At 38.2% G+C, this 25508-nt stretch carries 25 protein-coding genes, 2 tRNA genes and 1 pseudogene; 20 read left to right on the top strand and 8 right to left on the bottom strand.

The features are described from left to right. Positions 1-10 precede the first annotated feature (10 nt). The 13 genes and pseudogenes from GILLI_RS04765 to GILLI_RS04710 all read left to right on the top strand — a co-directional run bounded on the left by GILLI_RS04765 (position 11) and on the right by GILLI_RS04710 (position 13691). A tRNA-Trp gene (locus GILLI_RS04765) sits at positions 11-83 on the top strand. A gap of 16 nt (positions 84-99) precedes the next feature. Further along, on the top strand, positions 100-297 hold the full coding sequence (gene secE, locus GILLI_RS17975) for a preprotein translocase subunit SecE (RefSeq protein WP_006987985.1): 198 nt from the start codon (positions 100-102) through the stop codon (positions 295-297). A 10-nt stretch (positions 298-307) separates the two neighbouring features. Beyond that, the gene (gene nusG / locus GILLI_RS04760) at positions 308-859 is read left to right on the top strand and encodes a transcription termination/antitermination protein NusG (protein ID WP_006987984.1); all 552 of its coding nucleotides are present in this window, start codon (positions 308-310) and stop codon (positions 857-859) included. Between the two features lie 77 nt (positions 860-936). Next, entirely contained in the window at positions 937-1374 is a 438-nt protein-coding gene (gene rplK / locus GILLI_RS04755) for a 50S ribosomal protein L11 (protein ID WP_006987983.1), read from the top strand. 19 nt (positions 1375-1393) lie between these two features. Continuing rightward, positions 1394-2092 (top strand): 50S ribosomal protein L1, encoded by a 699-nt coding sequence (gene rplA, locus GILLI_RS04750; RefSeq protein WP_006987982.1) that lies wholly within the window; start codon positions 1394-1396, stop codon positions 2090-2092. Positions 2093-2103: 11 nt separating this feature from the next. Then, positions 2104-2625: a 50S ribosomal protein L10 gene (gene rplJ, locus GILLI_RS04745; protein WP_006987981.1), complete on the top strand. Its 522-nt coding sequence runs from the start codon at positions 2104-2106 to the stop codon at positions 2623-2625. 56 nt (positions 2626-2681) lie between these two features. Next, positions 2682-3056 carry a 50S ribosomal protein L7/L12 gene (gene rplL, locus GILLI_RS04740; protein WP_006987980.1) on the top strand — a complete coding sequence of 125 codons (375 nt, stop codon included), beginning with the start codon at positions 2682-2684 and terminating at the stop codon, positions 3054-3056. 132 nt (positions 3057-3188) lie between these two features. Further along, positions 3189-7001 carry a DNA-directed RNA polymerase subunit beta gene (gene rpoB / locus GILLI_RS04735; RefSeq protein ID WP_006987979.1) on the top strand — a complete coding sequence of 1271 codons (3813 nt, stop codon included), beginning with the start codon at positions 3189-3191 and terminating at the stop codon, positions 6999-7001. Positions 7002-7083: 82 nt separating this feature from the next. Continuing rightward, a complete protein-coding gene (rpoC, locus tag GILLI_RS04730) occupies positions 7084-11385 on the top strand; it encodes a DNA-directed RNA polymerase subunit beta' (protein ID WP_040506426.1) in 4302 nt (1433 codons plus the stop codon). Positions 11386-11603: 218 nt separating this feature from the next. Beyond that, positions 11604-11918, top strand: coding sequence for a DUF3467 domain-containing protein (locus GILLI_RS04725; protein ID WP_006987977.1), 315 nt, complete (start codon positions 11604-11606; stop codon positions 11916-11918). 71 nt (positions 11919-11989) lie between these two features. After that, the gene (locus tag GILLI_RS04720; RefSeq protein WP_006987976.1) at positions 11990-12451 is read left to right on the top strand and encodes a GNAT family N-acetyltransferase; all 462 of its coding nucleotides are present in this window, start codon (positions 11990-11992) and stop codon (positions 12449-12451) included. Between the two features lie 2 nt (positions 12452-12453). Further along, a pseudogene (locus GILLI_RS18800) lies at positions 12454-12712 on the top strand (Mpo1-like protein). Between the two features lie 64 nt (positions 12713-12776). Further along, on the top strand, positions 12777-13691 hold the full coding sequence (locus GILLI_RS04710) for an oxidoreductase (RefSeq protein ID WP_006987975.1): 915 nt from the start codon (positions 12777-12779) through the stop codon (positions 13689-13691). Here the strand turns inward: GILLI_RS04710 and GILLI_RS04705 are convergent. Further along, positions 13688-15274: a peptide chain release factor 3 gene (locus GILLI_RS04705; RefSeq protein WP_006987974.1), complete on the bottom strand. Its 1587-nt coding sequence runs from the start codon at positions 15272-15274 to the stop codon at positions 13688-13690. The two genes, GILLI_RS04710 and GILLI_RS04705, sit on opposite strands and share 4 nt — an antisense overlap. 249 nt (positions 15275-15523) lie before the next feature. Between GILLI_RS04705 and idi the strand changes: the two genes are divergently transcribed. The 6 genes from idi to GILLI_RS04675 all read left to right on the top strand — a co-directional run bounded on the left by idi (position 15524) and on the right by GILLI_RS04675 (position 18280). Continuing rightward, entirely contained in the window at positions 15524-16042 is a 519-nt protein-coding gene (idi, locus tag GILLI_RS04700; RefSeq protein ID WP_006987973.1) for an isopentenyl-diphosphate Delta-isomerase, read from the top strand. Continuing rightward, on the top strand, positions 16039-16446 hold the full coding sequence (locus GILLI_RS04695) for a 6-pyruvoyl trahydropterin synthase family protein (protein WP_006987972.1): 408 nt from the start codon (positions 16039-16041) through the stop codon (positions 16444-16446). The genes idi and GILLI_RS04695 overlap by 4 nt, the downstream gene beginning before the upstream one ends. Positions 16447-16449: 3 nt before the next feature. Then, a complete protein-coding gene (locus GILLI_RS04690; RefSeq protein WP_006987971.1) occupies positions 16450-16917 on the top strand; it encodes a peroxiredoxin in 468 nt (155 codons plus the stop codon). After that, the gene (locus tag GILLI_RS04685; protein WP_006987970.1) at positions 16904-17881 is read left to right on the top strand and encodes a type I phosphomannose isomerase catalytic subunit; all 978 of its coding nucleotides are present in this window, start codon (positions 16904-16906) and stop codon (positions 17879-17881) included. Before GILLI_RS04690 ends, GILLI_RS04685 begins: the two co-directional genes overlap by 14 nt. Positions 17882-17927: 46 nt before the next feature. Continuing rightward, positions 17928-18194 (top strand): hypothetical protein, encoded by a 267-nt coding sequence (locus GILLI_RS04680; RefSeq protein ID WP_006987969.1) that lies wholly within the window; start codon positions 17928-17930, stop codon positions 18192-18194. 12 nt (positions 18195-18206) lie between these two features. Beyond that, a tRNA-Thr gene (locus GILLI_RS04675) sits at positions 18207-18280 on the top strand. 727 nt (positions 18281-19007) lie between these two features. On the opposite strand, the gene GILLI_RS04670 is transcribed toward GILLI_RS04675, so the two are convergent. The 7 genes from GILLI_RS04670 to GILLI_RS04645 form a co-directional block, all read right to left on the bottom strand. Beyond that, positions 19008-19742: a DUF4369 domain-containing protein gene (locus GILLI_RS04670; protein ID WP_006987968.1), complete on the bottom strand. Its 735-nt coding sequence runs from the start codon at positions 19740-19742 to the stop codon at positions 19008-19010. 52 nt (positions 19743-19794) lie between these two features. Then, complete coding sequence (locus GILLI_RS04665; RefSeq protein ID WP_006987967.1) at positions 19795-21060, bottom strand: DUF819 family protein; 1266 nt, start codon at positions 21058-21060, stop codon at positions 19795-19797. Positions 21061-21345: 285 nt separating this feature from the next. Then, positions 21346-22155 carry a Cof-type HAD-IIB family hydrolase gene (locus tag GILLI_RS04660; protein WP_006987966.1) on the bottom strand — a complete coding sequence of 270 codons (810 nt, stop codon included), beginning with the start codon at positions 22153-22155 and terminating at the stop codon, positions 21346-21348. After that, positions 22155-22328 (bottom strand): type II toxin-antitoxin system antitoxin, encoded by a 174-nt coding sequence (locus GILLI_RS17970; protein WP_006987965.1) that lies wholly within the window; start codon positions 22326-22328, stop codon positions 22155-22157. The genes GILLI_RS04660 and GILLI_RS17970 overlap by 1 nt, the downstream gene beginning before the upstream one ends. A gap of 3 nt (positions 22329-22331) precedes the next feature. Further along, entirely contained in the window at positions 22332-23273 is a 942-nt protein-coding gene (locus tag GILLI_RS04655; protein ID WP_006987964.1) for an alpha/beta hydrolase family protein, read from the bottom strand. A 40-nt stretch (positions 23274-23313) separates the two neighbouring features. Next, positions 23314-23811: a hypothetical protein gene (locus GILLI_RS18795; RefSeq protein ID WP_006987963.1), complete on the bottom strand. Its 498-nt coding sequence runs from the start codon at positions 23809-23811 to the stop codon at positions 23314-23316. Position 23812: 1 nt separating this feature from the next. Further along, the gene (locus GILLI_RS04645; RefSeq protein WP_006987962.1) at positions 23813-24676 is read right to left on the bottom strand and encodes an SPFH domain-containing protein; all 864 of its coding nucleotides are present in this window, start codon (positions 24674-24676) and stop codon (positions 23813-23815) included. 213 nt (positions 24677-24889) lie between these two features. On the opposite strand from GILLI_RS04645, the gene GILLI_RS04640 reads away from it, so the two are divergent. After that, on the top strand, positions 24890-25508 hold a 619-nt coding region (locus GILLI_RS04640), incomplete at its 3' end, for a S1/P1 nuclease (protein ID WP_006987961.1).

Genomic DNA, 25508 nt, shown 5'->3' with positions numbered 1-25508 from the left:
ATTTATATTTACGGGTTTAGCTCAGTTGGTAGAGCACTGGTCTCCAAAACCAGGTGTCGTGAGTTCGAGTCTCTCAACCCGTGCAAATAGTAAAATACAATGGCAGGAATCGTTAATTATATTTCAGAGTCTTATAACGAGTTAAGAAACCACGTTACATGGACCACTTGGCCAGAGGCTCAGAGGCTAACAATAGTTGTAGCCGTTTTTTCAATTATTTTCTCCTTAGCTATTTGGGGTGTGGACACAGTATTTAGCTCTCTTATAGAGCAATATTTTGAATGGATCAAATCTTAAATAAATGGCTATGGCAGAGGTAAAGGATAAAAAATGGTATGTTGTTCGTGCCGTAAGTGGTCAGGAAAATAAGGTTAAGGAATATATTGAGCGTGAGATTTCCCATCAGGGAATGGAAGATTATGTTAGTGAGGTTCTTGTTCCAACAGAAAAGGTAATTCAGGTTCGGAATGGTAAGAAAATTACCAAGGAACGTGTTTATTTCCCTGGATATATTATGGTTTTGGCAAATTTGGGAGGAGAAGTTCCACATATGATCAAATCTATAAATGGAGTTATTGGATTTTTGGGTGAAACCAAAGGAGGTGAGCCAGTTCCATTAAGAAGATCAGAAGTTAACCGTATGCTTGGTAAGGTGGATGAATTATCGGTTAAGGCAGATAATGTCGCTATTCCTTTTACCATGGGCGAAACCATCAAAGTAATTGATGGTCCTTTTAATGGATTTAATGGTACGGTTGAAAAAATAAATGAAGAGAAACGCAAGCTTGAGGTAATGGTGAAAATATTCGGAAGAAAAACACCATTGGAATTGAGTTATATGCAAGTTGAAAAAGTATAACAGTAAATAGTGTTACATATATTTTTGATAGTTTTTAAAGCTTCCACTCGTAAAACTATCACTTAAAAATTATAAAAATGGCAAAAGAAATAAGTAAAGTTGTTAAGCTACAAGTTCGTGGAGGTGCTGCTAACCCGTCACCACCAGTTGGACCTGCTTTAGGTGCTGCCGGAGTAAATATAATGGAGTTCTGTAAGCAATTTAATGCCAGAACTCAGGATAAACCTGGTAAAGTTTTACCGGTTCAAATTACTGTCTTTAAAGATAAGTCTTTTGATTTCGTTATCAAAACTCCACCGGCCGCTGTTCAGTTATTAGAAGCAGCAAAATCTAAAAAAGGATCTGGAGAACCTAATCGTAAAAAGATTGCGAGTGTATCCTGGGATACGATAAGAGCAATTGCTGAAGATAAAATGCAGGATTTAAATGCATTTACAATAGAATCGGCTATGAAAATGGTTGCGGGAACAGCTCGTTCAATGGGTGTAACTGTTAAAGGGCAAGCGCCGTTTTAATCCAAAATAGAATTTAAAAATGGCAAAAGTAACTAAAAAGCAAAAGGAAGCCCAGTCAAAGATCGAAAACGGTAAAATGTATTCGGTAACTGAAGCTTCTGCTTTAATAAAAGAAGTTGCAAGTGAAAATTTTGATGCCTCTGTAGATTTGGCAGTTCGCTTGAATGTAGATCCCCGTAAAGCCAACCAAATGGTGAGAGGTGTTGTAACGCTTCCCCACGGAACTGGTAAAGACGTAAAAGTACTTGCTTTGGTAACTCCCGATAAAGAGGAAGAAGCTAAACAAGCCGGTGCAGATTATGTTGGTCTTGATGAATACCTTGATAAAATTAAAGGTGGTTGGACAGATGTTGATGTAATTATCACAATGCCTAGTGTAATGGGTAAATTAGGGCCTTTAGGTAGAATTTTAGGACCAAGAGGTTTGATGCCTAATCCTAAAACCGGAACGGTAACTATGGATGTTGCAAAAGCAGTATCTGATGTAAAAGCCGGTAAAATTGACTTTAAAGTTGATAAAACGGGAATTGTACACGCAGGAATTGGAAAAGCCTCTTTTGATGCTGAGAAAATTGCTGGAAACGCAAGGGAATTATTAACCACTTTGGTGAAATTGAAACCTACGACTTCAAAAGGTATTTATATTAAGAGTATACATATCTCTTCTACAATGAGTCCTAGTGTTGAAATTGATACTAAAAGGTTCACTGAGCAATAATATTATAGATTATGACAAGAGAAGAAAAATCATTAGTAATTGAAGATTTAACTGCGCAGTTATCAAATAATTCCATTATTTACCTTGCAGATATCTCAGGTTTAAACGCCTTGAGTACTTCAAATTTACGCAGAGCCTGTTTTAAGGCAAACGTAAAACTAGCAGTAGTTAAAAATACATTGCTTGCAAAAGCTATGGAAGCTTCCGATAAAGAATTTGGAGAACTTCCTGACGTTTTGAAAGGCAATACATCTATTATGATGTCGGAAGTTGGAAATGCTCCAGCCAAAATCATCAAAGAATTCAGAAAAAAATCTGATAAGCCTTTGCTTAAAGGAGCTTTTATTGAAGAAGCGATCTATGTAGGAGATGACTATTTAGATACCCTGGTCAATATCAAGTCCAAAGAGGAGCTTGTTGGAGATATCATCGGATTATTACAATCACCTGCTAAAAACGTTATTTCAGCGCTTAAGTCAAGTGGTGGTAAATTAGCCGGAATTCTTAAAACCCTTTCTGAGAAGGAAGAATAAGCACGTACGCACTTTTTAACAAATATAAATTAAAGAACATTTTAAAACGATAGAAAATGGCAGATTTGAAAGATTTCGCAGAACAATTGGTTAATTTAACCGTAAAAGAGGTTAATGAGTTAGCCGGGATATTAAAAGATGAGTATGGCATCGAGCCTGCTGCTGCAGCTGTAGCTGTTGCTGCCGCTGGAGGTGGTGGTGAAGAAGCCGCTGAAGAGCAAACAGAATTTGATGTTATCCTTAAAGCTCCGGGTGGTGCTAAACTAGCCGTAGTTAAATTGGTAAAAGAATTAACTGGTTTAGGTCTTAAAGACGCTAAGGAATTAGTTGACAATGCACCAAAAGCAGTTAAAGAAGGAGTTTCTAAAGATGAAGCTGAAGCATTAAAAGCACAATTAGAAGAAGCAGGAGCCGAGGTTGAGCTTAAATAAGCTTAACAAGCAATATTTATTTAGGTTTAGACCTCAGGATTCGCTCCTGAAGGTCTAAACCCTTTTGCGTATATAAAGCTTAAAGCCTATAACGCACACACTTTTTTATATAAATTATAATTCCGTCCATTGATGTTAGCAACGCAAACTGAAAGATTGAATTTCTCTTCTGTAAAGAACAAACCTGATTATCCAGACTTTTTGGATGTCCAGATTAAGTCATTTCAGGATTTCTTTCAACTAGAAACAAAATCAGAAGAAAGGGGAGATGAAGGTCTCTATAATACCTTCATGGAAAACTTTCCCATTACAGACACCCGTAATCAATTCGTTTTAGAATTTCTTGATTACTTTGTGGACCCACCAAGATATTCCATCCAGGAATGTATCGAGCGTGGTTTAACTTATAGCGTACCGCTTAAAGCCCGTTTAAAGCTTTATTGTACAGATCCGGAACATGAGGATTTTGAAACCATCGTGCAGGATGTTTACCTGGGGACGATTCCTTACATGACTCCAAGCGGAACTTTTTGTGTGAACGGCGCCGAGCGTGTTGTGGTATCACAGTTACACCGTTCTCCTGGTGTTTTCTTTGGACAGTCTTTCCATGCAAATGGAACCAAACTTTATTCTGCCAGAGTGATTCCTTTTAAAGGCTCCTGGATAGAATTTGCTACCGATATAAACAACGTGATGTATGCGTATATCGATAGAAAGAAAAAATTACCTGTTACTACACTTTTCCGTGCAATTGGTTTTGAAAGAGATAAGGATATCCTTGAGATCTTTGACCTTGCCGAAGAAGTAAAAGTTTCTAAAACAGGACTTAAAAAAGTATTAGGCCGTAAACTTGCAGCCAGGGTATTAAATACCTGGTATGAGGATTTTGTAGATGAAGATACCGGCGAGGTGGTTTCCATTGAACGTAACGAGATCGTTTTAGATCGCGATACAGAACTGGATAAAGATCACATAGAAGAAATTCTGGAAACAGGAACTAAAACAATTCTTCTTCATAAGGAGGACAATTCTACCGGGGACTATGCAATTATTCATAACACGTTGCAAAAGGATCCAACGAACTCTGAAAAAGAGGCAGTAGAACATATTTATCGCCAGTTGCGTAATGCGGAACCGCCCGATGAAGAAACTGCACGTGGAATTATAGATAAATTATTCTTTTCAGACCAACGTTACAGCCTTGGGGAAGTAGGTCGTTACAGAATGAATAAAAAACTTGGTCTTGATATTGGAATGGATAAGCAGGTGCTTACCCGTGAGGATATTATTACCATTGTGAAATACCTGATAGAATTAATTAACTCAAAAGCAGAGATCGATGATATTGATCACTTGTCTAACCGTCGTGTTAGAACAGTAGGAGAGCAGTTGTCTCAGCAATTTGGTGTTGGTTTAGCCCGTATGGCGCGTACCATTCGTGAAAGAATGAATGTTCGTGATAACGAGGTGTTTACTCCAATAGATTTGATCAATGCGAAGACCTTGTCTTCAGTTATCAATTCGTTTTTTGGAACAAACCAGTTATCTCAGTTCATGGATCAAACAAATCCATTGGCAGAGATCACTCATAAGCGTAGATTATCGGCATTAGGACCAGGTGGACTCTCAAGAGAACGTGCTGGATTTGAAGTGCGTGATGTTCATTATACCCACTACGGAAGGCTTTGTCCAATTGAAACTCCTGAAGGTCCAAACATTGGTTTGATATCTTCCCTTGCGGTGTATTCTAAAGTAAACAGCATGGGATTCCTTGAGACTCCGTATCGTACTGTTAGCGAAGGAAGAATCAACTTTAAAGATCAGCCTATTTATTTGAGTGCTGAAGAGGAAGAAGATAAAAAGATCGCTCAGGCCAACATTCCTTTAAAAGATGATGGAACAATAGATTCAGATAAGGTAATTGCACGAATGGAAGGTGATTTCCCGGTAGTAGATCCTAAAGAGATTCACTATGTGGATGTTGCACCAAATCAAATTTCCTCAATTTCTGCTTCGTTAATTCCGTTTTTGGAACACGATGATGCAAACAGGGCCTTGATGGGATCAAACATGATGCGTCAGGCAGTACCTTTATTAAGAGCAGAATCTCCAATTGTAGGAACAGGATTGGAAAGACAGGTAGCTACAGATTCCCGTGTATTGATCAATGCAGAAGGTGCGGGAGTAGTGGAATACGTAGATGCAGATAAAATTACCATCAAGTACGATCGTACGGAAGAAGAAAGAATGGTAAGTTTTGAATCTGATTCCAAGACGTATAACTTGATAAAATTCAGAAAAACCAACCAGGGAACTTCTATTAACCTAAAACCAATTGTTAGTGTTGGCAACAGGGTATTAAAAGGACAGGTTCTTTGCCAGGGATATGCCACAGAAGCAGGGGAGCTTGCTCTTGGTAGAAACATGAAAGTAGCCTTTATGCCCTGGAAAGGATATAACTTTGAGGATGCTATCGTAATTTCTGAAAGGGTTGTAAGAGAAGATGTGTTTACATCTATTCATATTGACGAATATTCCTTAGAAGTTCGTGATACCAAATTGGGTAATGAAGAATTGACCAATGATATTCCAAACGTTTCTGAAGAGGCCACCAAGGATCTTGATGAAAACGGAATGATTAGAATTGGTGCCGAAGTAAAACCCGGTGATATCCTTATTGGAAAAATTACTCCAAAAGGGGAAAGCGATCCAACACCTGAAGAAAAACTACTTAGAGCGATCTTTGGGGATAAAGCGGGTGATGTAAAAGATGCATCTTTGAAAGCACATCCATCGTTAAGAGGAGTGGTGATCAATAAAAAACTTTTTGCAAGAGCAGTAAAAGATAAACGCAAACGCGTTCAGGATAAAGAAGACGTCACCGCTCTTGAGAAAAAATATGATGCAAAGTTCGCTGTTTTAAAAGCTAATTTAATAGATAAGTTATTTGCTATTGTTGGTGGAAAAACCGCTCAGGGAGTGCAGAACGATCTTGGAGAGGAAGTTTTACCAAAAGGTAAAAAATACACGCTAAAGATGTTGAATTCTGTAGATGATTATGCTCACCTTACTCAGGGCACATGGACTACAGATGACAACCTGAACAAACTGGTTGCAGATTTGATCCATAATTATAAAATTAAGGAAAACGATCTTCAGGGGAACTTGAGAAGAGAAAAATTCACCATCTCTGTTGGAGATGAATTGCCTGCAGGAATTATCAAATTGGCTAAGATTTATGTAGCTAAAAAGAGAAAACTTAAGGTTGGTGATAAAATGGCAGGACGTCACGGGAACAAGGGTATTGTTGCACGTATCGTTCGCCAGGAAGATATGCCGTTCCTTGAAGATGGAACTCCGGTAGATATCGTTCTTAACCCGCTTGGTGTACCTTCCCGTATGAATATTGGTCAAATTTATGAGACTGTATTAGGATGGGCCGGTCAAAAAATGGGTAAAAAATATGCTACTCCTATTTTTGACGGAGCAACACTGGATCAAATCAATGAACTTACAGATGAAGCTGGTGTACCGCGCTTCGGGCACACTCACCTATATGATGGTGGTACCGGAGACAGGTTTGACCAGGCAGCAACTGTTGGGGTGATCTATATGTTGAAATTAGGGCATATGATTGACGACAAAATGCACGCACGTTCTATTGGACCATACTCTCTTATTACGCAACAACCACTTGGTGGTAAAGCACAATTTGGAGGTCAAAGGTTTGGTGAAATGGAGGTTTGGGCGCTGGAAGCTTATGGAGCTTCTGCAACCTTGCGTGAGATCTTGACCGTAAAATCAGATGACGTTATTGGTAGGGCAAAAACTTACGAAGCTATCGTAAAAGGAGAGCCAATGCCAGAGCCGGGATTGCCGGAATCTTTCAACGTGTTAATGCACGAGCTGAAAGGTTTAGGATTGGATATTAGACTAGAAGAATAAATTACTGCCATTAAAGTTGGGCACTCGTTTGCCCAACTTTAAAAAGCAGGATTTTCACAATAATTATATAGCATCACTTATTATGGCTAGAAATAATGAACATACTATAGAAAAGAGATTTAATAAGATCTCTATAGGTTTAGCTTCACCCGAGTCCATTTTGGCAGAGTCTCGAGGGGAAGTCCTAAAACCTGAAACTATTAACTACCGGACGCACAAACCAGAGCGTGACGGTTTATTCTGTGAGCGTATTTTTGGTCCTGTAAAGGATTATGAATGTGCCTGTGGTAAATATAAGAGAATTCGTTACAAGGGAATTGTATGTGATCGTTGTGGGGTTGAGGTAACCGAGAAAAAAGTACGTCGTGACCGTGTGGGACATATCAATTTGGTAGTTCCGGTTGCACATATCTGGTATTTCCGTTCTTTACCTAACAAAATAGGGTATTTATTAGGTCTTCCGTCCAAGAAATTGGATATGATTATCTATTATGAACGCTATGTAGTGATCCAGGCGGGTATCGCAAAAAGTGCCGAAGGAGAACAACTTAAAAGATTAGATTTCTTAACTGAAGAAGAATATCTTGATATCCTTGATACGCTTCCGCAGGAAAATTTATACCTGGAAGATAGCGATCCAAATAAGTTCATCGCAAAAATGGGTGCCGAATGTCTTATAGAACTTTTAAAAAGAATAGATCTTAATGAACTTTCTTACGATCTAAGACATAAAGCAAACCACGAAACTTCTAAACAACGTAAAACCGAAGCTTTAAAAAGATTACAGGTAGTTGAAGCACTTCGCGATTCTAACAAAAACCGTGAGAACCGACCTGAATGGATGATTATGAAAGTAATTCCAATCATTCCGCCGGAACTTAGACCTTTGGTGCCATTGGATGGTGGGCGTTTTGCAACATCAGATTTAAATGATCTTTACAGAAGGGTTATTATTCGTAACAATCGTTTAAAAAGATTGGTAGAAATAAAAGCTCCGGAAGTGATTTTACGTAATGAAAAACGTATGCTTCAGGAATCAGTAGATTCACTTTTTGATAACACAAGAAAATCATCTGCTGTTAAAACCGATTCTAACAGGCCGTTGAAATCTCTTTCCGATTCCTTAAAAGGAAAACAAGGTCGTTTCCGTCAAAACCTGCTGGGAAAACGTGTGGATTATTCAGCACGTTCGGTAATTGTTGTAGGACCGGAATTGAAAATGTTCGAATGTGGTATCCCAAAAGATATGGCAGCCGAGCTTTACAAACCTTTTGTGATTAGGAAACTGATTGAAAGAGGGATTGTGAAAACGGTAAAGTCCGCTAAAAAGATAATAGACAAAAAAGAACCGGTAGTATGGGATATTTTAGAGAATGTTCTTAAAGGACATCCTGTATTGCTTAACAGGGCTCCAACCCTTCACCGTTTAGGTATTCAGGCATTTCAGCCTAAACTTATTGAAGGAAAGGCAATCCAGTTGCACCCACTTGCGTGTACTGCATTCAACGCCGATTTCGATGGGGATCAAATGGCTGTTCACTTGCCACTTGGGCCAGAGGCAATTTTGGAAGCTCAATTATTAATGTTAGGTTCTCATAATATTCTAAACCCTGCAAATGGTTCCCCAATTACGGTTCCATCTCAGGATATGGTGCTTGGTCTTTATTATATGACCAAACCCAGAGTTTCTGAAGGGGATATAAAAATTAAAGGCCAGGGTCTTACTTTTTATTCTGCAGAGGAAGTTGTAATCGCTTATAATGAGAAGCAAGTTGCTCTTAACGCGGTAATCAAGATTAGAGCGAAAGATTTCAATGCGGAAGGCGAACTGGTAAATCAAATTATTGAGACCACAGTAGGAAGAGTTTTATTTAACGAATCTGTTCCTGAGCAAGCTGGTTTTATAAATGAAGTATTGACCAAAAAATCGCTTCGTGATATAATTGGAAAGGTATTAAAAGTGACCAGTGTTGCAGAAACTGCAGCGTTCCTTGATAACATTAAGGATCTGGGTTACAAATTTGCATATACAGGTGGACTGTCCTTTAGTTTAGGTGATATTATTATTCCTGAAGAAAAGCAGTCAATGATCGATGAGGCAAATGAGCAGGTTGAAGGTATTATAGGAAACTATAATATGGGTCTTATTACCAACAACGAACGTTACAACCAGGTTATTGATATCTGGACTTCTACCAATGCCGGTCTTACCGAGCTTGCTATGAAAAGGATTCGTGAGGATAATCAAGGGTTCAACTCTGTTTATATGATGCTTGACTCCGGTGCAAGGGGATCTAAAGAACAGATACGTCAATTAACCGGTATGAGGGGATTGATGGCCAAGCCTAAGAAATCAAACTCAGGTGGAGGTGAAATTATTGAAAACCCAATCCTTTCCAACTTTAAGGAAGGTCTTTCAATTCTTGAATACTTTATCTCTACACACGGTGCACGTAAAGGTCTTGCCGATACAGCACTTAAAACTGCCGATGCCGGGTACTTAACCCGAAGGTTGGTAGATGTTTCTCAGGATGTAATTGTAAACCAGGAAGATTGTGGAACATTGCGTGGTGTTGAAGTATCACCGCTTAAAAAGAATGATGAAATCGTAGAATCTCTTGGAGAGCGTATTTTAGGACGAATTTCACTAAATGATGTATATAATCCTATAACTGAAGAGTTATTGGTTAAATCTGGAGAGGAGATTCTCGAAGCTACTGTTGCTAAAATTGAAAACGCCCCTATAGAAAGCGTAGAAGTGCGATCTGCACTTACCTGCGAAGCTAAAAAGGGTATTTGTGTGAAATGTTATGGCCGTAACCTTGCAACAGATAAGCTGGTGCAACGTGGGGAAGCAGTAGGAGTTGTTGCAGCGCAGTCAATCGGGGAACCGGGGACTCAGCTTACACTTCGTACCTTCCACGTGGGTGGTATTGCAGGTAACGTTTCCGAAGAAAATAAATTAATCGCCAAAGTTGGTGGTGTTGCCGAGATTGAAGATCTTAAAGTTGTTAAAGGAGAAGGTCCGGATGGATCTATAACCGATATCGTGATCTCAAGAACTTCAGAACTTAAGATTAAAGATAAGAAATCGGGAGTGGTGATGACTACAAGTAACATTCCTTATGGTTCGCAAATCTTTATCAATGATGGAGATACTGTGAAACGTGATGATATCATCTGCCAGTGGGATCCATATAACGGTGTGATCATTTCAGAATTTGCCGGTAAGATCAAATATGAAAATATTGATCAGGGTATTACGTATCAGGTAGAAATAGATGAGCAAACAGGATTCCAGGAAAAAGTTATTTCAGAATCTAAGAACAAAAAGGTAATTCCTACTTTATTGATCCTGGGTAAAAAAGACGAAGTGATTCGTTCTTATAACCTTCCCGTTGGAGCTCACCTTATGGTGGACAAAGACGAAAAGATCAAGGTTGGTAAAATTTTGGTGAAGATCCCACGTAAATCATCTAAAGCAGGTGATATTACAGGAGGTCTACCTCGTGTAACCGAATTGTTTGAAGCGCGTAACCCTTCAAATCCTGCTGTAGTAAGTGAGATTGACGGTGTTATTTCCTTCGGAAAAATCAAAAGAGGGAACCGTGAGATCATCGTTGAATCTAAATTAGGAGAAGTTAAAAAGTATCTTGTAAAGCTTTCTAACCAAATCCTTGTTCAGGAAAACGATTATATACGTGCCGGAATGCCTTTATCTGATGGTTCTATAACGCCGGAAGATATCTTGAGTATCAAAGGTCCAAACGCGGTTCAACAGTACCTTGTGAATGAAGTTCAGGAAGTATATAGATTACAGGGTGTGAAAATTAATGACAAGCACTTTGAAGTTGTTGTACGCCAAATGATGCGTAAGGTTCGAATTGTAGATCCGGGAGATACTATTTTCCTTGAAAATCAATTGATCCATAAAGCTGACTTTATCGAAGAAAACGATAATATATTTGGAATGAAGGTTGTTGAAAGTGCCGGAGATTCCACCAAGCTTAAACCGGGACAAATTGTTAGCATTCGTGAGTTGAGAGATGAGAATTCTTCCTTACGAAGAGAGGATAAAGAACTTGCAACGGCAAGAGATGCGGTTTCTGCAACGGCTACGCCAATACTTCAGGGTATTACAAGAGCTTCGCTACAAACTAAATCCTTTATCTCTGCAGCGTCCTTCCAGGAAACTACAAAGGTTCTTAATGAAGCTGCAGTTAGCGGAAAAATTGATGATCTTGAAGGTCTTAAAGAAAACGTAATTGTTGGACATAAGATCCCTGCAGGTACCGGAATGCGAGAATATGACAATATTATCGTTGGTTCTAAAGAGGATTTCGAGGAAATGAAAGAGCGAAAACAAGAAGTTAATTACAATTAATGAGATTCCGGTATACCGGCAATTGAAATAGTTTTAATCCCGTCCCTGTAAAATGGGACGGGATTTTTTTTGTACTTTTAAGACATCAATTACCTTAGAGCAGGCTCAAGAGGTACGTGATAAAAAAAATATTCAGAAATTCAATAAAATCCCTCACCAACAGGACGGGTGCTTATCGTAGAATTAAACCCACTGTTGGTATTAAAATTAAGAAATAAATGAACGAAGATAAAAAGCCAAAAAAAGGCCAGATCAATATAGAATTAGACGAGAAGGTAGCAGAAGGAATTTATTCCAATCTCGCAATTATTAACCATTCGGTTTCAGAATTTGTGGTAGATTTTGTGAGCATTATGCCGGGAACTCCTAAAAGCAAAGTGAAATCCAGAATAATCTTGACCCCTCAACACGCTAAAAGACTTTTGAAAGCATTGGGTGATAATGTGAGTAGGTTTGAAAAAGCCCACGGTGAGATCAAGGATTATGAGCAGCCACCAATTCCGTTAAATTTTGGTCCTACGGGACAAGCATAAAATTTTAAACCCGGAGTGAAAGCTTCGGGTTTTTGTTTGTATTGAATAGGGACTGCAATAGAATAAAAAAAGTGATACTATTAAAAAGAACCAATTCTGAAGATTCCGATCTTCCATTGTTGATAAAACAACTTGATAAGGAACTTGCCGTGACCGATGGTGAGGACCACGCTTTTTATAATCAGTTCAATAAACTGGACAAAATAAGGTATGCCGTTATTATTTATGAAGAAGCAGAACCTGCAGGTTGTGGAGCCATTAAAGAATTCCAGCCCGGGATTATGGAAGTAAAGCGTATGTTTACTCAAAGACAAAGCAGGGGCAAAGGGTATGCCTCGAAGATCCTAAATGAACTTGAGAACTGGGCAGGAGAATTGGGTTATGAAAAATGTATTTTGGAAACTGGTATTAATCAACCGGAAGCTATTGCCCTTTATAAAAAGAACGGGTATCAATTAATTGCTAATTACGGGCAATATGCCGGTGTTGAAAAAAGTTTTTGCTTTGGAAAATTATTAAATAAACAAAGTTAAAAATGACAGAGAGAATCGAATCTTATAGGGAATTCTACCAGTATTATTTATTTGAACATAAAAATAAAACCACCCGGATTCTACATTTTATTGGCACTTTCCTCGTTTTTATTCTGCTCTTTGTGGCTATCTTCCCAAAGTTGGGGCTGGAAATGGATACTGGTACCTGTTGTAGGTTACGGTTTTTCCTGGATAGGCCACGCTTTTTTCGAAAAGAATAAACCTGCCACATTTAAATATCCATTTTGGAGCCTGCTTTAGTATTTCCGATTGTTTTTTGAAATCCTCTTCGGAAAGAAAAATTTTAATTCATAAAAAGATTAATATGGAAAATTTCAACTTAAATGAACTACCCAATCAACCTGGTAAAATAGCTATCGTTACCGGTGCGAATGCTGGTTTGGGATACAAAACTACACTAGGTTTGGTGCAGAAAAAAGTAAAGGTTATCATGGCCTGTCGGGATATAGAAAAGGGTAACAATTCAAAAGCCGATCTTTTAAAAGAAGTACCCGATGCCCAATTAGAAATCCTTCAGATAGATTTGAGCAGTTTGAAATCTGTTAAGAATTTTGCTAAAGAATTTCAAAAAAAATATAATGCACTGGATTTACTGATTAACAATGCCGGGGTAATGATGCCTCCATATCATAAAACAGAAGATGGTTTCGAATTACAAATGGCTGCCAACTATTTTGGACATTTTGCATTAACAGGTCTGCTTCTCGACCTTCTTAAAAAAACTTCTGGAAGCAGGGTGGTAAATATAAGTTCCCTGGCACATAAAAAGGCTAAAATAGATTTTGAAGATTTACAAAGTGAGAAGAATTATTCAAAATATAAGGCTTATGGCCAAAGCAAGCTTGCCTGCCTGATGTTTGCCAGGGAATTACAAAGGAAACTTGATGAGCATAATTGTAAAAACCCCATTTCTTCGGCCGTTCATCCAGGAGTTTCAAGAACAGAATTATTTAGACATTTCCCTAATTGGGTTTCAGTAGTTATTACTCCATTAGCTCCTTTATTTACTCAGGATTCTAAAGAAGGATCTCACTCAACCCTGATGGCATCTTTGGATAAAAATGTTAGTAAGGGAGGGTATTATGGTCCTCAGGGATTTAAGGAAATGAAAGGAAATCCCGGAAAAGCCAATGTCGCTTCTCAAGCCAAAAATGAAGAGGACTCAAAAAAACTTTGGAAAATTTCAGAAAAGGAAACCGGAGTATTCTATTCTTTTTAAAATTCTGAAGTAAAATGGAATTTTATCGAAGGATACTTTTGCTGAGTCATTTGAAGTGAAAACTGAGAATCGGCAAAGAAAACCAGTTGACCGCGTTTATCGTGCGCAAGGTATTTTGCTTTAACTCTTTTAAATTCCTTAAATTCTTCGCTTTTAATGTCTTTGGCTTCTACCCAGGTCGCTTTGTGAACATTCAGGTTTTCATAGGTGCATTTTGCTCCGTATTCGTGTTCCAACCTATATTGTATAACCTCAAACTGTAAAGCTCCTACAGTTCCTATAACCTTCCTGTTGTTGAGTTCCAATGTAAACAATTGAGCAACCCCTTCATCCATCAATTGATCTACTCCTTTGTCAAGTTGCTTTGTTTTCATTGGATCGGCATTGTTGATATACCTGAAATGTTCGGGGGAGAAACTTGGTACTCCACGGTAATTCAGGATTTCCCCTTCAGTCAAAGTATCACCAATCTTAAAATTCCCTGTATCGTGTAATCCTACAATATCGCCGGGGTAGGAAATGTCTACAATTTCTTTCTTTTCAGCAAAAAAGGCATTCGGACTTGAAAATTTAAGATTTTTTCCTTGTCGTACGTGTAAATAATTCTTGTTTCGTTCAAAGGTTCCGGATACCACCTTTATAAATGCCAGTCTGTCGCGATGTTTTGGATCCATATTGGCATGGATCTTAAAAACAAACCCTGAAAATTCCTTTTCATCAGGCTTTACAGTTCTACTGTCACTATCCTTAGCTCTTGGAGTAGGGGCGATGGCAACAAAACAGTCCAGCAATTCCCGCACCCCGAAATTATTTAAAGCCGATCCAAAAAATACAGGTTGAAGATTCCCCGCCAGGTAAGCTTCTTTATTGAATTTTGGATAAACGCCATCAACAAGTTCGAGTTCTTCCCTTAAATTATCTGCAGATTTCTCACCAATCAATTTATCAAGTTCCGGAGAACTTAAGTCGCTAATTTCTATAGTGTCTTCAATGTCTTTTTTTGGATCACCGGTAAAGAGATTCACATTTTGTTCCCAAATATTATAGATCCCTTTAAAATCATATCCCATTCCAATAGGAAAACTTAAAGGTGTAACGGTCAAATTTAGTTTTTGTTCAATTTCATCCAGCAATTCAAAGGCGTCTTTTCCTTCCCGGTCCATCTTATTTATAAAAACGATCATTGGGATATTGCGCATTCTACAAACTTCTACGAGCTTTTCTGTTTGCTCTTCCACTCCTTTTGCAACATCTATTACCACAATAACACTATCTACTGCTGTAAGGGTTCTAAAGGTGTCTTCGGCAAAATCCTTATGCCCTGGGGTATCGAGAATATTTATTTTTGTTCCTTTATATTCAAATGCCAATACCGAAGTAGCTACAGAGATCCCTCTTTGGCGTTCAATTTCCATAAAGTCACTCGTAGCACCTTTTTTTATCTTATTGGATTTAACTGCTCCTGCCTCGTGAATTGCACCACCAAAAAGGAGTAGTTTCTCAGTTAAGGTTGTTTTTCCTGCATCCGGGTGTGATATAATTCCAAAAGTTCTCCTTCGTTTGATCTCGTCGGTAAATTTCATAAGTGGATTCTTAGTGCTTGTATAGGTTTGGTATATTTCGAATTGATTTGCGCAGGAGTTTATTGAGATTCCTGTTATGCCCATCCAGATTGCCTATATAAGTTTGCAAAGATAAAAATTTTTGATGCATAAATTTGAATAGATTCCGGATTAGCTTTTAATATTTTTATAACTAGTTTTAGACTGCTACCTCCTTATTTTCTTATGATTTTGCTTACCTATTTCGTATTTTTGAAATTAAAAAAAAGAATGCAGGAAGAAAAAGTGATTTTAGTGAACGAAAAAGACGAGCCTATAGGTTTGATGCCCAAAATGGAAGCACATCAAAAAGGCCTTTTACACCGGGCCTTTTCGGTTTTTGTTTTCAATGATAAAAACGAACTAATGCTTCAGCAGCGGGCACTGGATAAATACCATTCCCCTGGGTTGTGGACCAACACCTGTTGCAGTCATCAACGGGAGGGAGAAACAAATATAGAAGCCGGAAAACGTCGCCTTCAGGAGGAAATGGGGTTTACTACAGAACTTGATGATACCATTGCCTTTATTTATAAAGCTCCTTTTGATAATGGATTGACCGAGCATGAGTTCGATCATATTCTCGTTGGAAAATACAATGATATTCCCAATCTAAATCCGGAGGAAGCAGCAAGCTGGAAATGGATGAATCTGGAAGGTGTTGCAGAGGATATGCAAACCAATCCTGGATTATATACCGAATGGTTTAAAATAATTTTCGACAAATATTACCAAACCATACAACAATGAAAGTAACCGTACATAGGAAGGCTCATTTTAATGCAGCGCACCGTTTATATAGAAAGGATTGGGATGATGCTAAAAACCTGGCTGTCTTTGGCAAATGCAGCAATCCTAATTTCCATGGTCATAATTACGAATTAACGGTTTCTGTTACCGGTACCATTGATCCTGAAACCGGATTTGTAATAGATATGAAAGTGTTGAAAGACTTAATCTATTCTGAAGTGGAAACAGCTTTTGATCACAAAAATTTAAATGTTGAGGTGGCAGATTTTCAGGACCTTAATCCTACTGCAGAAAATATTGCGGTGGTGATTTGGAATAAATTGAAGCCTAAATTAAAAAATGACCTGGAACTTTCAGTTACATTGTATGAAACACCAAGAAATTTTGTAACTTTTAATGGATAGTTTATGGGTTTGAAAAGAGGAGATACAGTTCCATCTGTAATATTAAAGGATAAGGATAATAAACCTTTTAATACGAGCAAATTTAAGGGAGAAAAAGCAGTCGTGATTTATTTTTATCCAAAAAATTTCACATCAGAATGTACAAAGGAAGCTTGCGAATTTCGTGACAGTTATCAGGATTTTAAAGATCTTGGAGCTGAAGTTATTGCCATAAGTGCAGATTCTGAAGCTTCGCATTCTAAATTTGTAAATAAATTTAATTTGCCTTTTGTTTTTCTTTCCGATAAAAACAAAGAAGCGAGAAAGGCTTTTGGTGTACAATCTTCCCTACTTGGGCTTGTGCCGGGAAGGGAGACTTTTATATTCGATAAAAAAGGTGTTTTGAGAATGCGTTTCAATAATATGTTTGCTTCCGGGCATACAGAGAAAGCACTTGAGAAGTTAAAAATATTAAAAGATGAAGAAGTGTGAGTTGTATTTATTACGGTTTGATCCTATTTTAAAGGAGAAAGTCTGGGGTGGAAAAAAATTAAAACAACTTTTCAATAAGAATAGTCCTTCGGATGAGACCGGAGAGAGTTGGGAAATTTCAGATGTTGAAGGAAGCGGCTCGATTGTTTCCAATGGGAAATTTAAAGGAAGATCTCTAAAATGGTTGATGGAAGAATATAATACCAGGCTTGTTGGAGAGAAGGTATTTGATAGGTTTGGCACAAAATTCCCTTTGCTTATAAAATTCATCGATGCTGCCGAAAATCTTTCGGTTCAATTGCATCCCAACGATGAGATCGCGCAAAAAAGGCACAATTCCTTTGGTAAAACAGAAATGTGGTATATCATGCAGGCCGATAAAGATGCTGAATTGATTTTAGGATTCAAAGAGGTTCTAACAGAACAGAAATATATAAAACTGGTAGAAACCAATAAATTGCTTTCTGCTTTAAACAGTGAACGCGTGCAGGTTGGGGATTCTTTTATTATAAAACCGGGCCTGGTACACGCCATTGGAGCCGGAGTGGTGTTGGCAGAGATCCAGCAAACTTCAGATATTACGTACCGTATTTACGACTGGGACCGCACTTCCGATTCCGGAGAAAAAAGAGAACTTCACACCGATCTGGCTTTGGAAGCAATCGATCTTTCTAAGAATAGGGATTTTAGAATAAATTTTGATCTAAAACCCAACCAATCTTCAGAAATTATCACGACACGCTATTTCAAAACGAATATTATTCAGCTTGAAAGCACCGTAAAAAGGGATTATTCCTCACGGGATTCTTTTGTAATCCTTATGGGGGTAGAAGGGGAAGCGATTGTGAAACATGGTGATAACCGGGAAGTATTAAAGCAGGGTGAAAGCATTTTGATACCTGCAGAGATCCATGAAATAACAATAGAAGGGATAAATTCGAAAATTTTAGAGGTAAGTCTATAATTATATTGAAAAATAGATTAAATTCGCAGCCTAAATTTAAGAAAGAATGGCAAGTAAAAGATTGTTAAAGCGCGATGTGAATTATGTGATGGGAGATATCATTGAAGCAGCATACATCCACCAAGTAGCAAACCCTAAGACGGACAACAAAAAATCTGAAGCGATTATTGATGAAGCGATTTCAGAATTTGATGATTTGATAAAAAAGATCAATGCAAAGGATGTTGAGAATAAATCGCAACATTTTAAGTCAATTGAAAAAGAATTGGAAACTAAAGCAAATAAATTAGTTGCCAAGGTCAACGAATTGTAGTAAAAGATAAAGGCCGATGTAGCTCAGCTGGCTAGAGCAGCTGATTTGTAATCAGCAGGTCGTGGGTTCGAGTCCCTCCATCGGCTCAAGTTTAAAACCTCTCCTTTTCGTGAGAGGTTTTTTTATGAAGTCAAATGAACGGGACGAGATCCCGATAGCTATCGGGAGTCCTGAGCGAAGTCGGTTTTTCACCGGCGAAGTCGAAGGGAGTCCCTCCATCGGCTCTTTTTAAAAGCTTCTCTTTTTGGAGAAGCTTTTTTTATGAAGTCAAATGAACGGGACGAGATCCCGATAGCTATCGGGAGTCCTGAGCGAAGTCGGTTTTTCACCGGCGAAGTCGAAGGGATTCCCTCCATCGGCTCTTTTTAAAAGCTTCTCTTTTTGGAGAAGCTTTTTTTATGAAGTCAAATGAACGGCACGAGATCCCGATAGCTATACGGAGTCCTGAGCGAAGCCGGTTTTTCACCGGCGCATTTAATTTAAATAATAATTTGAACATTGATAAAATTTCAGGCTGTACCCGGCACCATTCTTATGTTTAGGATGGGAATATTTAAGAGGTGCAAATACAGGTAAAGTAACAAGTGTGCAAATTGCATCTAATAAACCTTTAGCGCGGATTTGCAATCCGTGCGGAAGTACTAATCCTATCCAAATTTTTTAAACAAAAAATCCGGAAACCAAAAGCTTCCGGATTTTAATCCCTCATTGAGGGTTTAATTCCCCGAGGCTTGCCTCGAGTTTTTAAAAATATTTTCCAATTCATACCTCGTGGGCTTGCCCCGAGGTTCTTGATTGTATACCTTAAAAAAATTATTCTATTTCTTCCACTTTTGCTTCCTGCTTTTCAAGCTTTCTTCGTTCTTTCAGGAATTCCTTCAGGTCTTTCCCGTATTTGGATTTCTGTACCTGCGGGCTCATAGAATTATAAATGGTATCCAGGTATTTAATGTTCGCATCAAAAACTTCAGCTAAAGCCAGATAAGGCGCAATTTCCAGATCTTTATTGTTGATCGCGAAATTAACAGTGTATAGGTATCTTCTTTTTAAAAGTTGCTCGTACTCTTTGTTTACGGCCAATAGAAGTTCATTGTTTTCATCCCTTTGCGCTTCAAAATTCGTCTGAATAAGTTCCAGATTCTTGTCATTGAAACGTTGCATCATAGTTTTGTATTCCATCAACTTCTCCTGATTAGCAGAACCGGAAATTTTTGCATCACCCGTGAAATTTTTAAGGGAGGTGTTGATAGTTACTTCTCCTTCTTCAGCAAAAAATTCAACACGGTCTTCAAACTGTCCGTCATCAATCTTATCAAGAGATAAATACATGATCTGTGGGCTTTCCAGGTAATCCTGTAAAACAAAATTTGCATCTCCATTAATTTCTACAGAATCTACGCTCACTAAAACAGTGTCATCAATTTTTTGAAGATAGAGAGTTCCTTTCTTAAGTCCTTCTATATTCCCTTTAACAAGGAGGTTGCTTTCCTTTTTGGAACAAGCCGCAATACTGATAAACACTATAAATAAAAAACTAATTTTTTTCATGGATTCCTGTTGATTTAACGGGCGCAAATATCATATAAATTTTCAATCTTTACTAACTCGCGGCTGCCAATTGCATTAAAATTGTACACAATATTGCGCCATAGGTTCCTACCACATACCCAAAAACGGCAAGCAGAACTCCTACCGTGGCAAGGGAAGGGTGAAAAGCTGCTGCTACAACAGGGGCGCTGGCTGCGCCACCAACATTGGCCTGACTTCCCACTGCAAGGAAAAAATAAGGAGCCTTGATCAATTTTGCGATCAGGATTAATAATCCGGCGTGAATACCCATCCACACTACACCAATAGCTATAAGCCCGGGATTGTCAAAAACCAAAGTGAGGTCCATTTTCATCCCGATTGTGGCAACCAGAATATAGATAAATATACTCCCAATTTTACTTGCCCCGGCGCCTTCATACGTCTTGAGTCGTGTAAAGGAAAGTATAATTCCTATTGTGGTTGCAATAGAGATCATCCAGAAAAATGACGATGCAAAGGAGGCTAGTGTACTTTTTTTGTCATTAAAAACTTCAAAATTGGAAGTCAAATAGTTTGCTATTCCATCTGCACCCCAATGCGCGATTCCTACGGCTCCAAAAGCGATTCCCAGTATGATCATAAAATCGGCAAGACTAGGGGTTCGGGTAACACTTTCGGCGTAAGAAGCAACTCTATTCTTTAGGTTTGTGATCGCGGAGTCATCTGCTTTCAGCCATTTGTCTATGCGTTCATTTCTTCCAATTCCAAATAGAATTAAAGCCATCCAGAGATTTGCTACCACAATATCCACCAATACCATCCCTCCATAAAGATCGGGGTTGTATTCATAGATCTCCAGCATCGCTGCCTGGTTAGCACCGCCGCCAATCCAGCTTCCTGCAAGGGTGGAAAGTCCACGCCAAACCGCATCCGGACCTACTCCACCAACCGTCTCTGGTGATACCGTGGAGATTAACAAAATAGCCAGCGGACCGCCAATTATAATCCCAATGGTTCCCGTAAAGAACATAATAAGTGCTTTAGGACCTAGATTAAATATTGCCTTAAGATCAATGCTCAGGGTCATTAAAACCAGGGAAGCCGGCAATAAATACCTGCTGGCAATAAAATATAGCTGGGAGGTATCATCGTCGATGATTCCAAGAGAGTTAAAAATTGCGGGTATCAAATAACACATTAAAAGAGCGGGAACAACCGAATAGAATTTTTTCCAGAAGCCTTCTTTTTGGGAGGAGGTATAAAATACAAATCCCAGAGCTATCATTAATATTCCTAAAACTATAGCATCATTCGTAAAAAGAGGGGCATTTTCCATAGATCGATTTCTTTGGGCGCCAAAATACAAATTTTATTAGTGAATCCTCCTGTTTCAGCATATTTCAAGAGCTTGTTTAAAGAAAATTCAAGTAGGTTTTTAGGGGGTGGTTTTAGGGGTGATTTAAAGATCCAGAAATTTTAAAATTCCAACATAGAAGAATTTTCTATGGAGTAGCGGGATTTAAAACTTAGAAAAACCGTGATTTCTTAAGTCAATTAGACTTTTAATCCTGCCTAATGAGCTTGATTCTAGGTAATTGATTCTTTTTCCTGACAGGGATGATTAAAATCCAAAGATCTTCATTAAGCTTTTAGCAACACCGTCCTCTATGCTTTTTTCGGCTATGAAATTCGATGCTTCCCTGGCTTCCCGGCGCGCATTTCCTACCGCTATTCCATATCCTATATTTCTAAGCATTTCTACGTCATTGTAATTGTCTCCAATTGCGATAGCTTCTTCAATAGAAATTCTGTAATGCTGTTTTAAAAGGAATTTTATAGCCGTAAATTTTGAGATTTTTTTATTGGCGATTTCCAGGTAGGTGTCTTTAGAACGATATAGATGAAGCTCCTCTGGATATTTCCTGATTAAATAATCCTGAATTTTGTCAATGTGGGTTTCTTCTCCCATCGCCATGATTTTATGGGCACCTTTACTTTCCGATCGCCATTTTTGGATTACCTCGGAGTTTGATTTAACCTGCGGAGTAACTTTCGTATTGTTCTCTTCCCTAAGCGCCCATTGGTCCATTTTCGGCACATACCAGTCATCTTTATGATACAGGCTTAAATGGCAGTTGATTTCAGCATTCAACGCACTTAGATCTTCAATTATTTCCAGAGAAATCTCGGTAGAGCTAACCACTTTGTTATCCACAATCACTAATCCGCCATTATAGCTTATAATTGGAAGTTCTTCAATTTCTAATTCCTTTTGAAGATGTTTCATCGCCGCGGGCATTCTGGCTGAAATAAGTATAAAAGGAACTTTATCTTTCAGTTTTTTAATTTCCAGGATGGTTGTTTCAGAAAGTTCCCTTTGTTCATTTAATAAGGTTCCATCTATATCTGAAAAAACTATTTTGTAATCCATTATTTCTCTTCTGTTTTCTGTTTTTTTGGATGCCGTTTAGCATCTTTTAGTGCGTTTGAAAGCATGTATTCTATTTGCCCATTGGTGCTTCGGAATTCGTCAGAAGCCCATTTCTCAACGGCTTTGAGCAAATCTTCATCCAGTCTAAGGGCAAATGCTTTCTTTTTACTCATCGCTTATTTAATAGATTTTACAAAATCCACCAGGGTCGGGATCAATTCCGGATGTAATGGCCTGGCTGGTTCATTATAAGCCTTGGTATTATCAAGGTTTTCTCCTTCAATCTTTCTGAAAATATGGTTCATGTCTTCCAGGATCACCAGTTTTGCATTAGGGTTGGCTTCTTTTAAAATTTCAGCATCTTTTACATCCACTTGTAGATCATTACTTCCGTTTACAATAAGCACAGGGATTTCCAATTTTGAAATCTCTTCTGCAGGATCATACTTCATCCAGGACATGATGAACGGCTGGACGCTTGGGCGAAAAATAGATTCCAGATAAGGACTATAGTTTTGAGTGCTACCATTTATTTTCATTTCATCAAAAGCAATTCTTGCATTTTCTGAGAGTTCTGCCGATTGTTTGAAAAGTTGATGCACGATAATATCATCAATTTTTCGGCCGGCTCCGGCAAGGGAAATATAACCATCAATAGGTTCTTCCTGAGCGGCTAAAATTCCAATCAATGATCCTTCACTGTGCCCTGCTACTATAATCTTACTGAAGTTTTTTTCCTGCTGAAAATACTTGATAATATTTGAAAGGTCCAGAACAAAATCATCAAAAGAGAGATCTTCTTCTTTTAATCGGAATTTTTCCATCTTAAAAATGCGCTTGTCATAACGGAAGGATGCGATCCCATTCTCGGCAAGTTCTTTACTGATTTTCTTCATTCCATCATTTTTCATCATTGGCGCATTCCCATCTCTGTTCACAGGACCGGATCCCTGAATAAAGATGACTAATGGTGGATTCTCTGTATTTTTAGGATGAAGGAGTGTGCCATCTGTAAATTTGTCAATAGACAAATTTTGCTCAAGGGAGCTAAGGGAATCCTGGGCAAAACTTAAAGTTGTAAGGATAAGTGCCAGGCAACTTAAAATTAATTTTTTCATTATGCTGTTTTATTATTTCTATTTATCCTTCATTGAGGGTTTAATCACCCAGGGTTTTTGATTTCTTGTGTTGATATTGTTTAAGCACCGCTCTTGCTACATCCGGTTTTTGGGTGCCAATTAGAAACTCTTTTTTATCCTTGGTTACAATTTGAATGCCAAGGTAGCCGGATACATTATATGCTTTTCTTCTGCTTGAACCTCTTATTCCCCAACCACCATATTCTACAAAGGGATTATATTTTCTTACATAGCATTCATCGATCTCTTTCCAGGCGAAAAATTTTCTGGAAAAGCCCATAGGATAAAATTTAGTCGTAATCCCTTTAGAATCTATCCTGGTATCGTGGCGTAGAAAAAGGATGAAGGTCATTAAAAACAATGCAGCAAGAAAGAAAAGAACAAGAGCAGGATTGTTAAAATTTTGAAAACTTTCAGAATCTTTATAGATGCCGCCAACGAGTAGCGTAAGCACCAGCGCAAACATAGCATATAGCCACCACTGATTAAAGCGCTGACTTTCCTTAAATATTTTCATTCTAATGATTTAAAGTGCCCGAGTTTACTACAGGGGTTACATCTTTATCACTGCATAAAACCACCATAAGATTACTAACCATGGCCGCACGACGGTCGTCATCCAGGTTGACTATGTTTTTCTTGCTAAGATCATTTAAAGCCATTTCTACCATACTTACCGCTCCTTCCACGATTTTATGTCTGGCTGCAACAATTGCAGTGGCCTGTTGCCGTTTGAGCATGGCATTTGCTATTTCATTGGCGTAGGCCAGGTATCCAATACGAGCTTCCAGCACTTCAATTCCCGCTATTTCCAGCCGTTCCTGAACCTCCTTTTCCAGGGCTTCACTTACTTCATTTAAACTGGAGCGAAGAGTGATATCTTCATCAAGGCCTTCATCTGCAAAATTGTCATAAGGATATAGGCTGGCTAGTTTTCGTACTGCAGCATCTGTTTGCACTACTACAAAGTTTTCAAAATTATCCACTTCAAAAGCTGCTTTATAGGTGTTTTGAACCCGCCATACTAAAATAGTGCTTATCATTATAGGATTTCCCATTTTATCGTTCACCTTTAAACGCTCACTGTCAAAATTCCTCGCCCGGAGAGAGATCTTCTTTTTCACAAATAGCGGGTTAACCCAAAATAATCCATTTTGTTTTACAGTTCCTTTATATTTCCCAAAAAGAAGTAAAACCCTGGATTCATTTGGATTTACAAGAATCAATCCGGCTGCCAGAAAAAAGGACAAAAATATAACCAGAATAAACCAGGGAGATTTAAACATAATAAATCCCGCTATACTAGCTATGAATAGAAGGAAAATAAAAAACAGCATTAAATAGCCGTTGGAGGGACTTGTGGTTTTTTCGTTTGAAGCCATTTTTCGAGTGGTTTTTAATGTGATATTATTTTAATATCGTAAATATATCAAAATAAATTTTAAGTACAAAATCATAACTTAACGTTAAGATAAGATATCCTTCTTTATATTTGCACAATTCCTAACAACAGGATTAATTTTTTTATAGACATCTCAATCGATAGGAGTACACTTATAAATTTCATTTATCCGATTTAAAACAATAAATAGCTCATGAAAAACCTGTTACTAATAACTGTTTTTTTTCTGGGGTTGAGTATTTCCTTTGCTTCAGAATATGACTGGGGACAAAATGGACATCGTGCTACCGGAGAAATAGCTCAAAATTATCTTAGTAAGAAAGCAAAAAAAGAGATTTATAAACTATTACAAGGCAAGAGCCTTGCACTCGTTTCTACTTATGCCGATGAAATTAAGAGTGACTCAAAATACCGGGAATATGGTCCATGGCATTATGTGAATATGCCACCCGGAGAAACAAAATACAATTTGGAAACTGCAAATCCGGATGGTGACCTTCTGGCGGCCTTAAAAAAATGCAAAGCCGTATTACAGGATGAATCTGCTTCCAGAGAGGAAAAGGAATTCTATTTAAAAATGCTTGTTCATTTTGTAGGGGATCTTCATCAACCACTCCACGCGGGAAGGGGAGAAGATAAAGGAGGAAACGACATCCAGGTAAGATGGTATAATGACGGTACGAACATTCACAGTGTTTGGGATACCAAAATGATTGAATCCTTTAATATGAGCTATACCGAATTAGCCGAAAATACCACGGATCTCACCAAAGAAGAAAAACAACAAATCGCTTCGGGAACTTTTGAGGACT

It is taken from the genome of Gillisia limnaea DSM 15749 (genome assembly GCF_000243235.1).
GTDB classification, from domain to species: Bacteria; Bacteroidota; Bacteroidia; order Flavobacteriales; family Flavobacteriaceae; genus Gillisia; species Gillisia limnaea.
The sequence above is the reverse complement of the archived record's forward strand: the minus strand, read 5'-3'. Positions and strand labels throughout refer to the sequence as shown.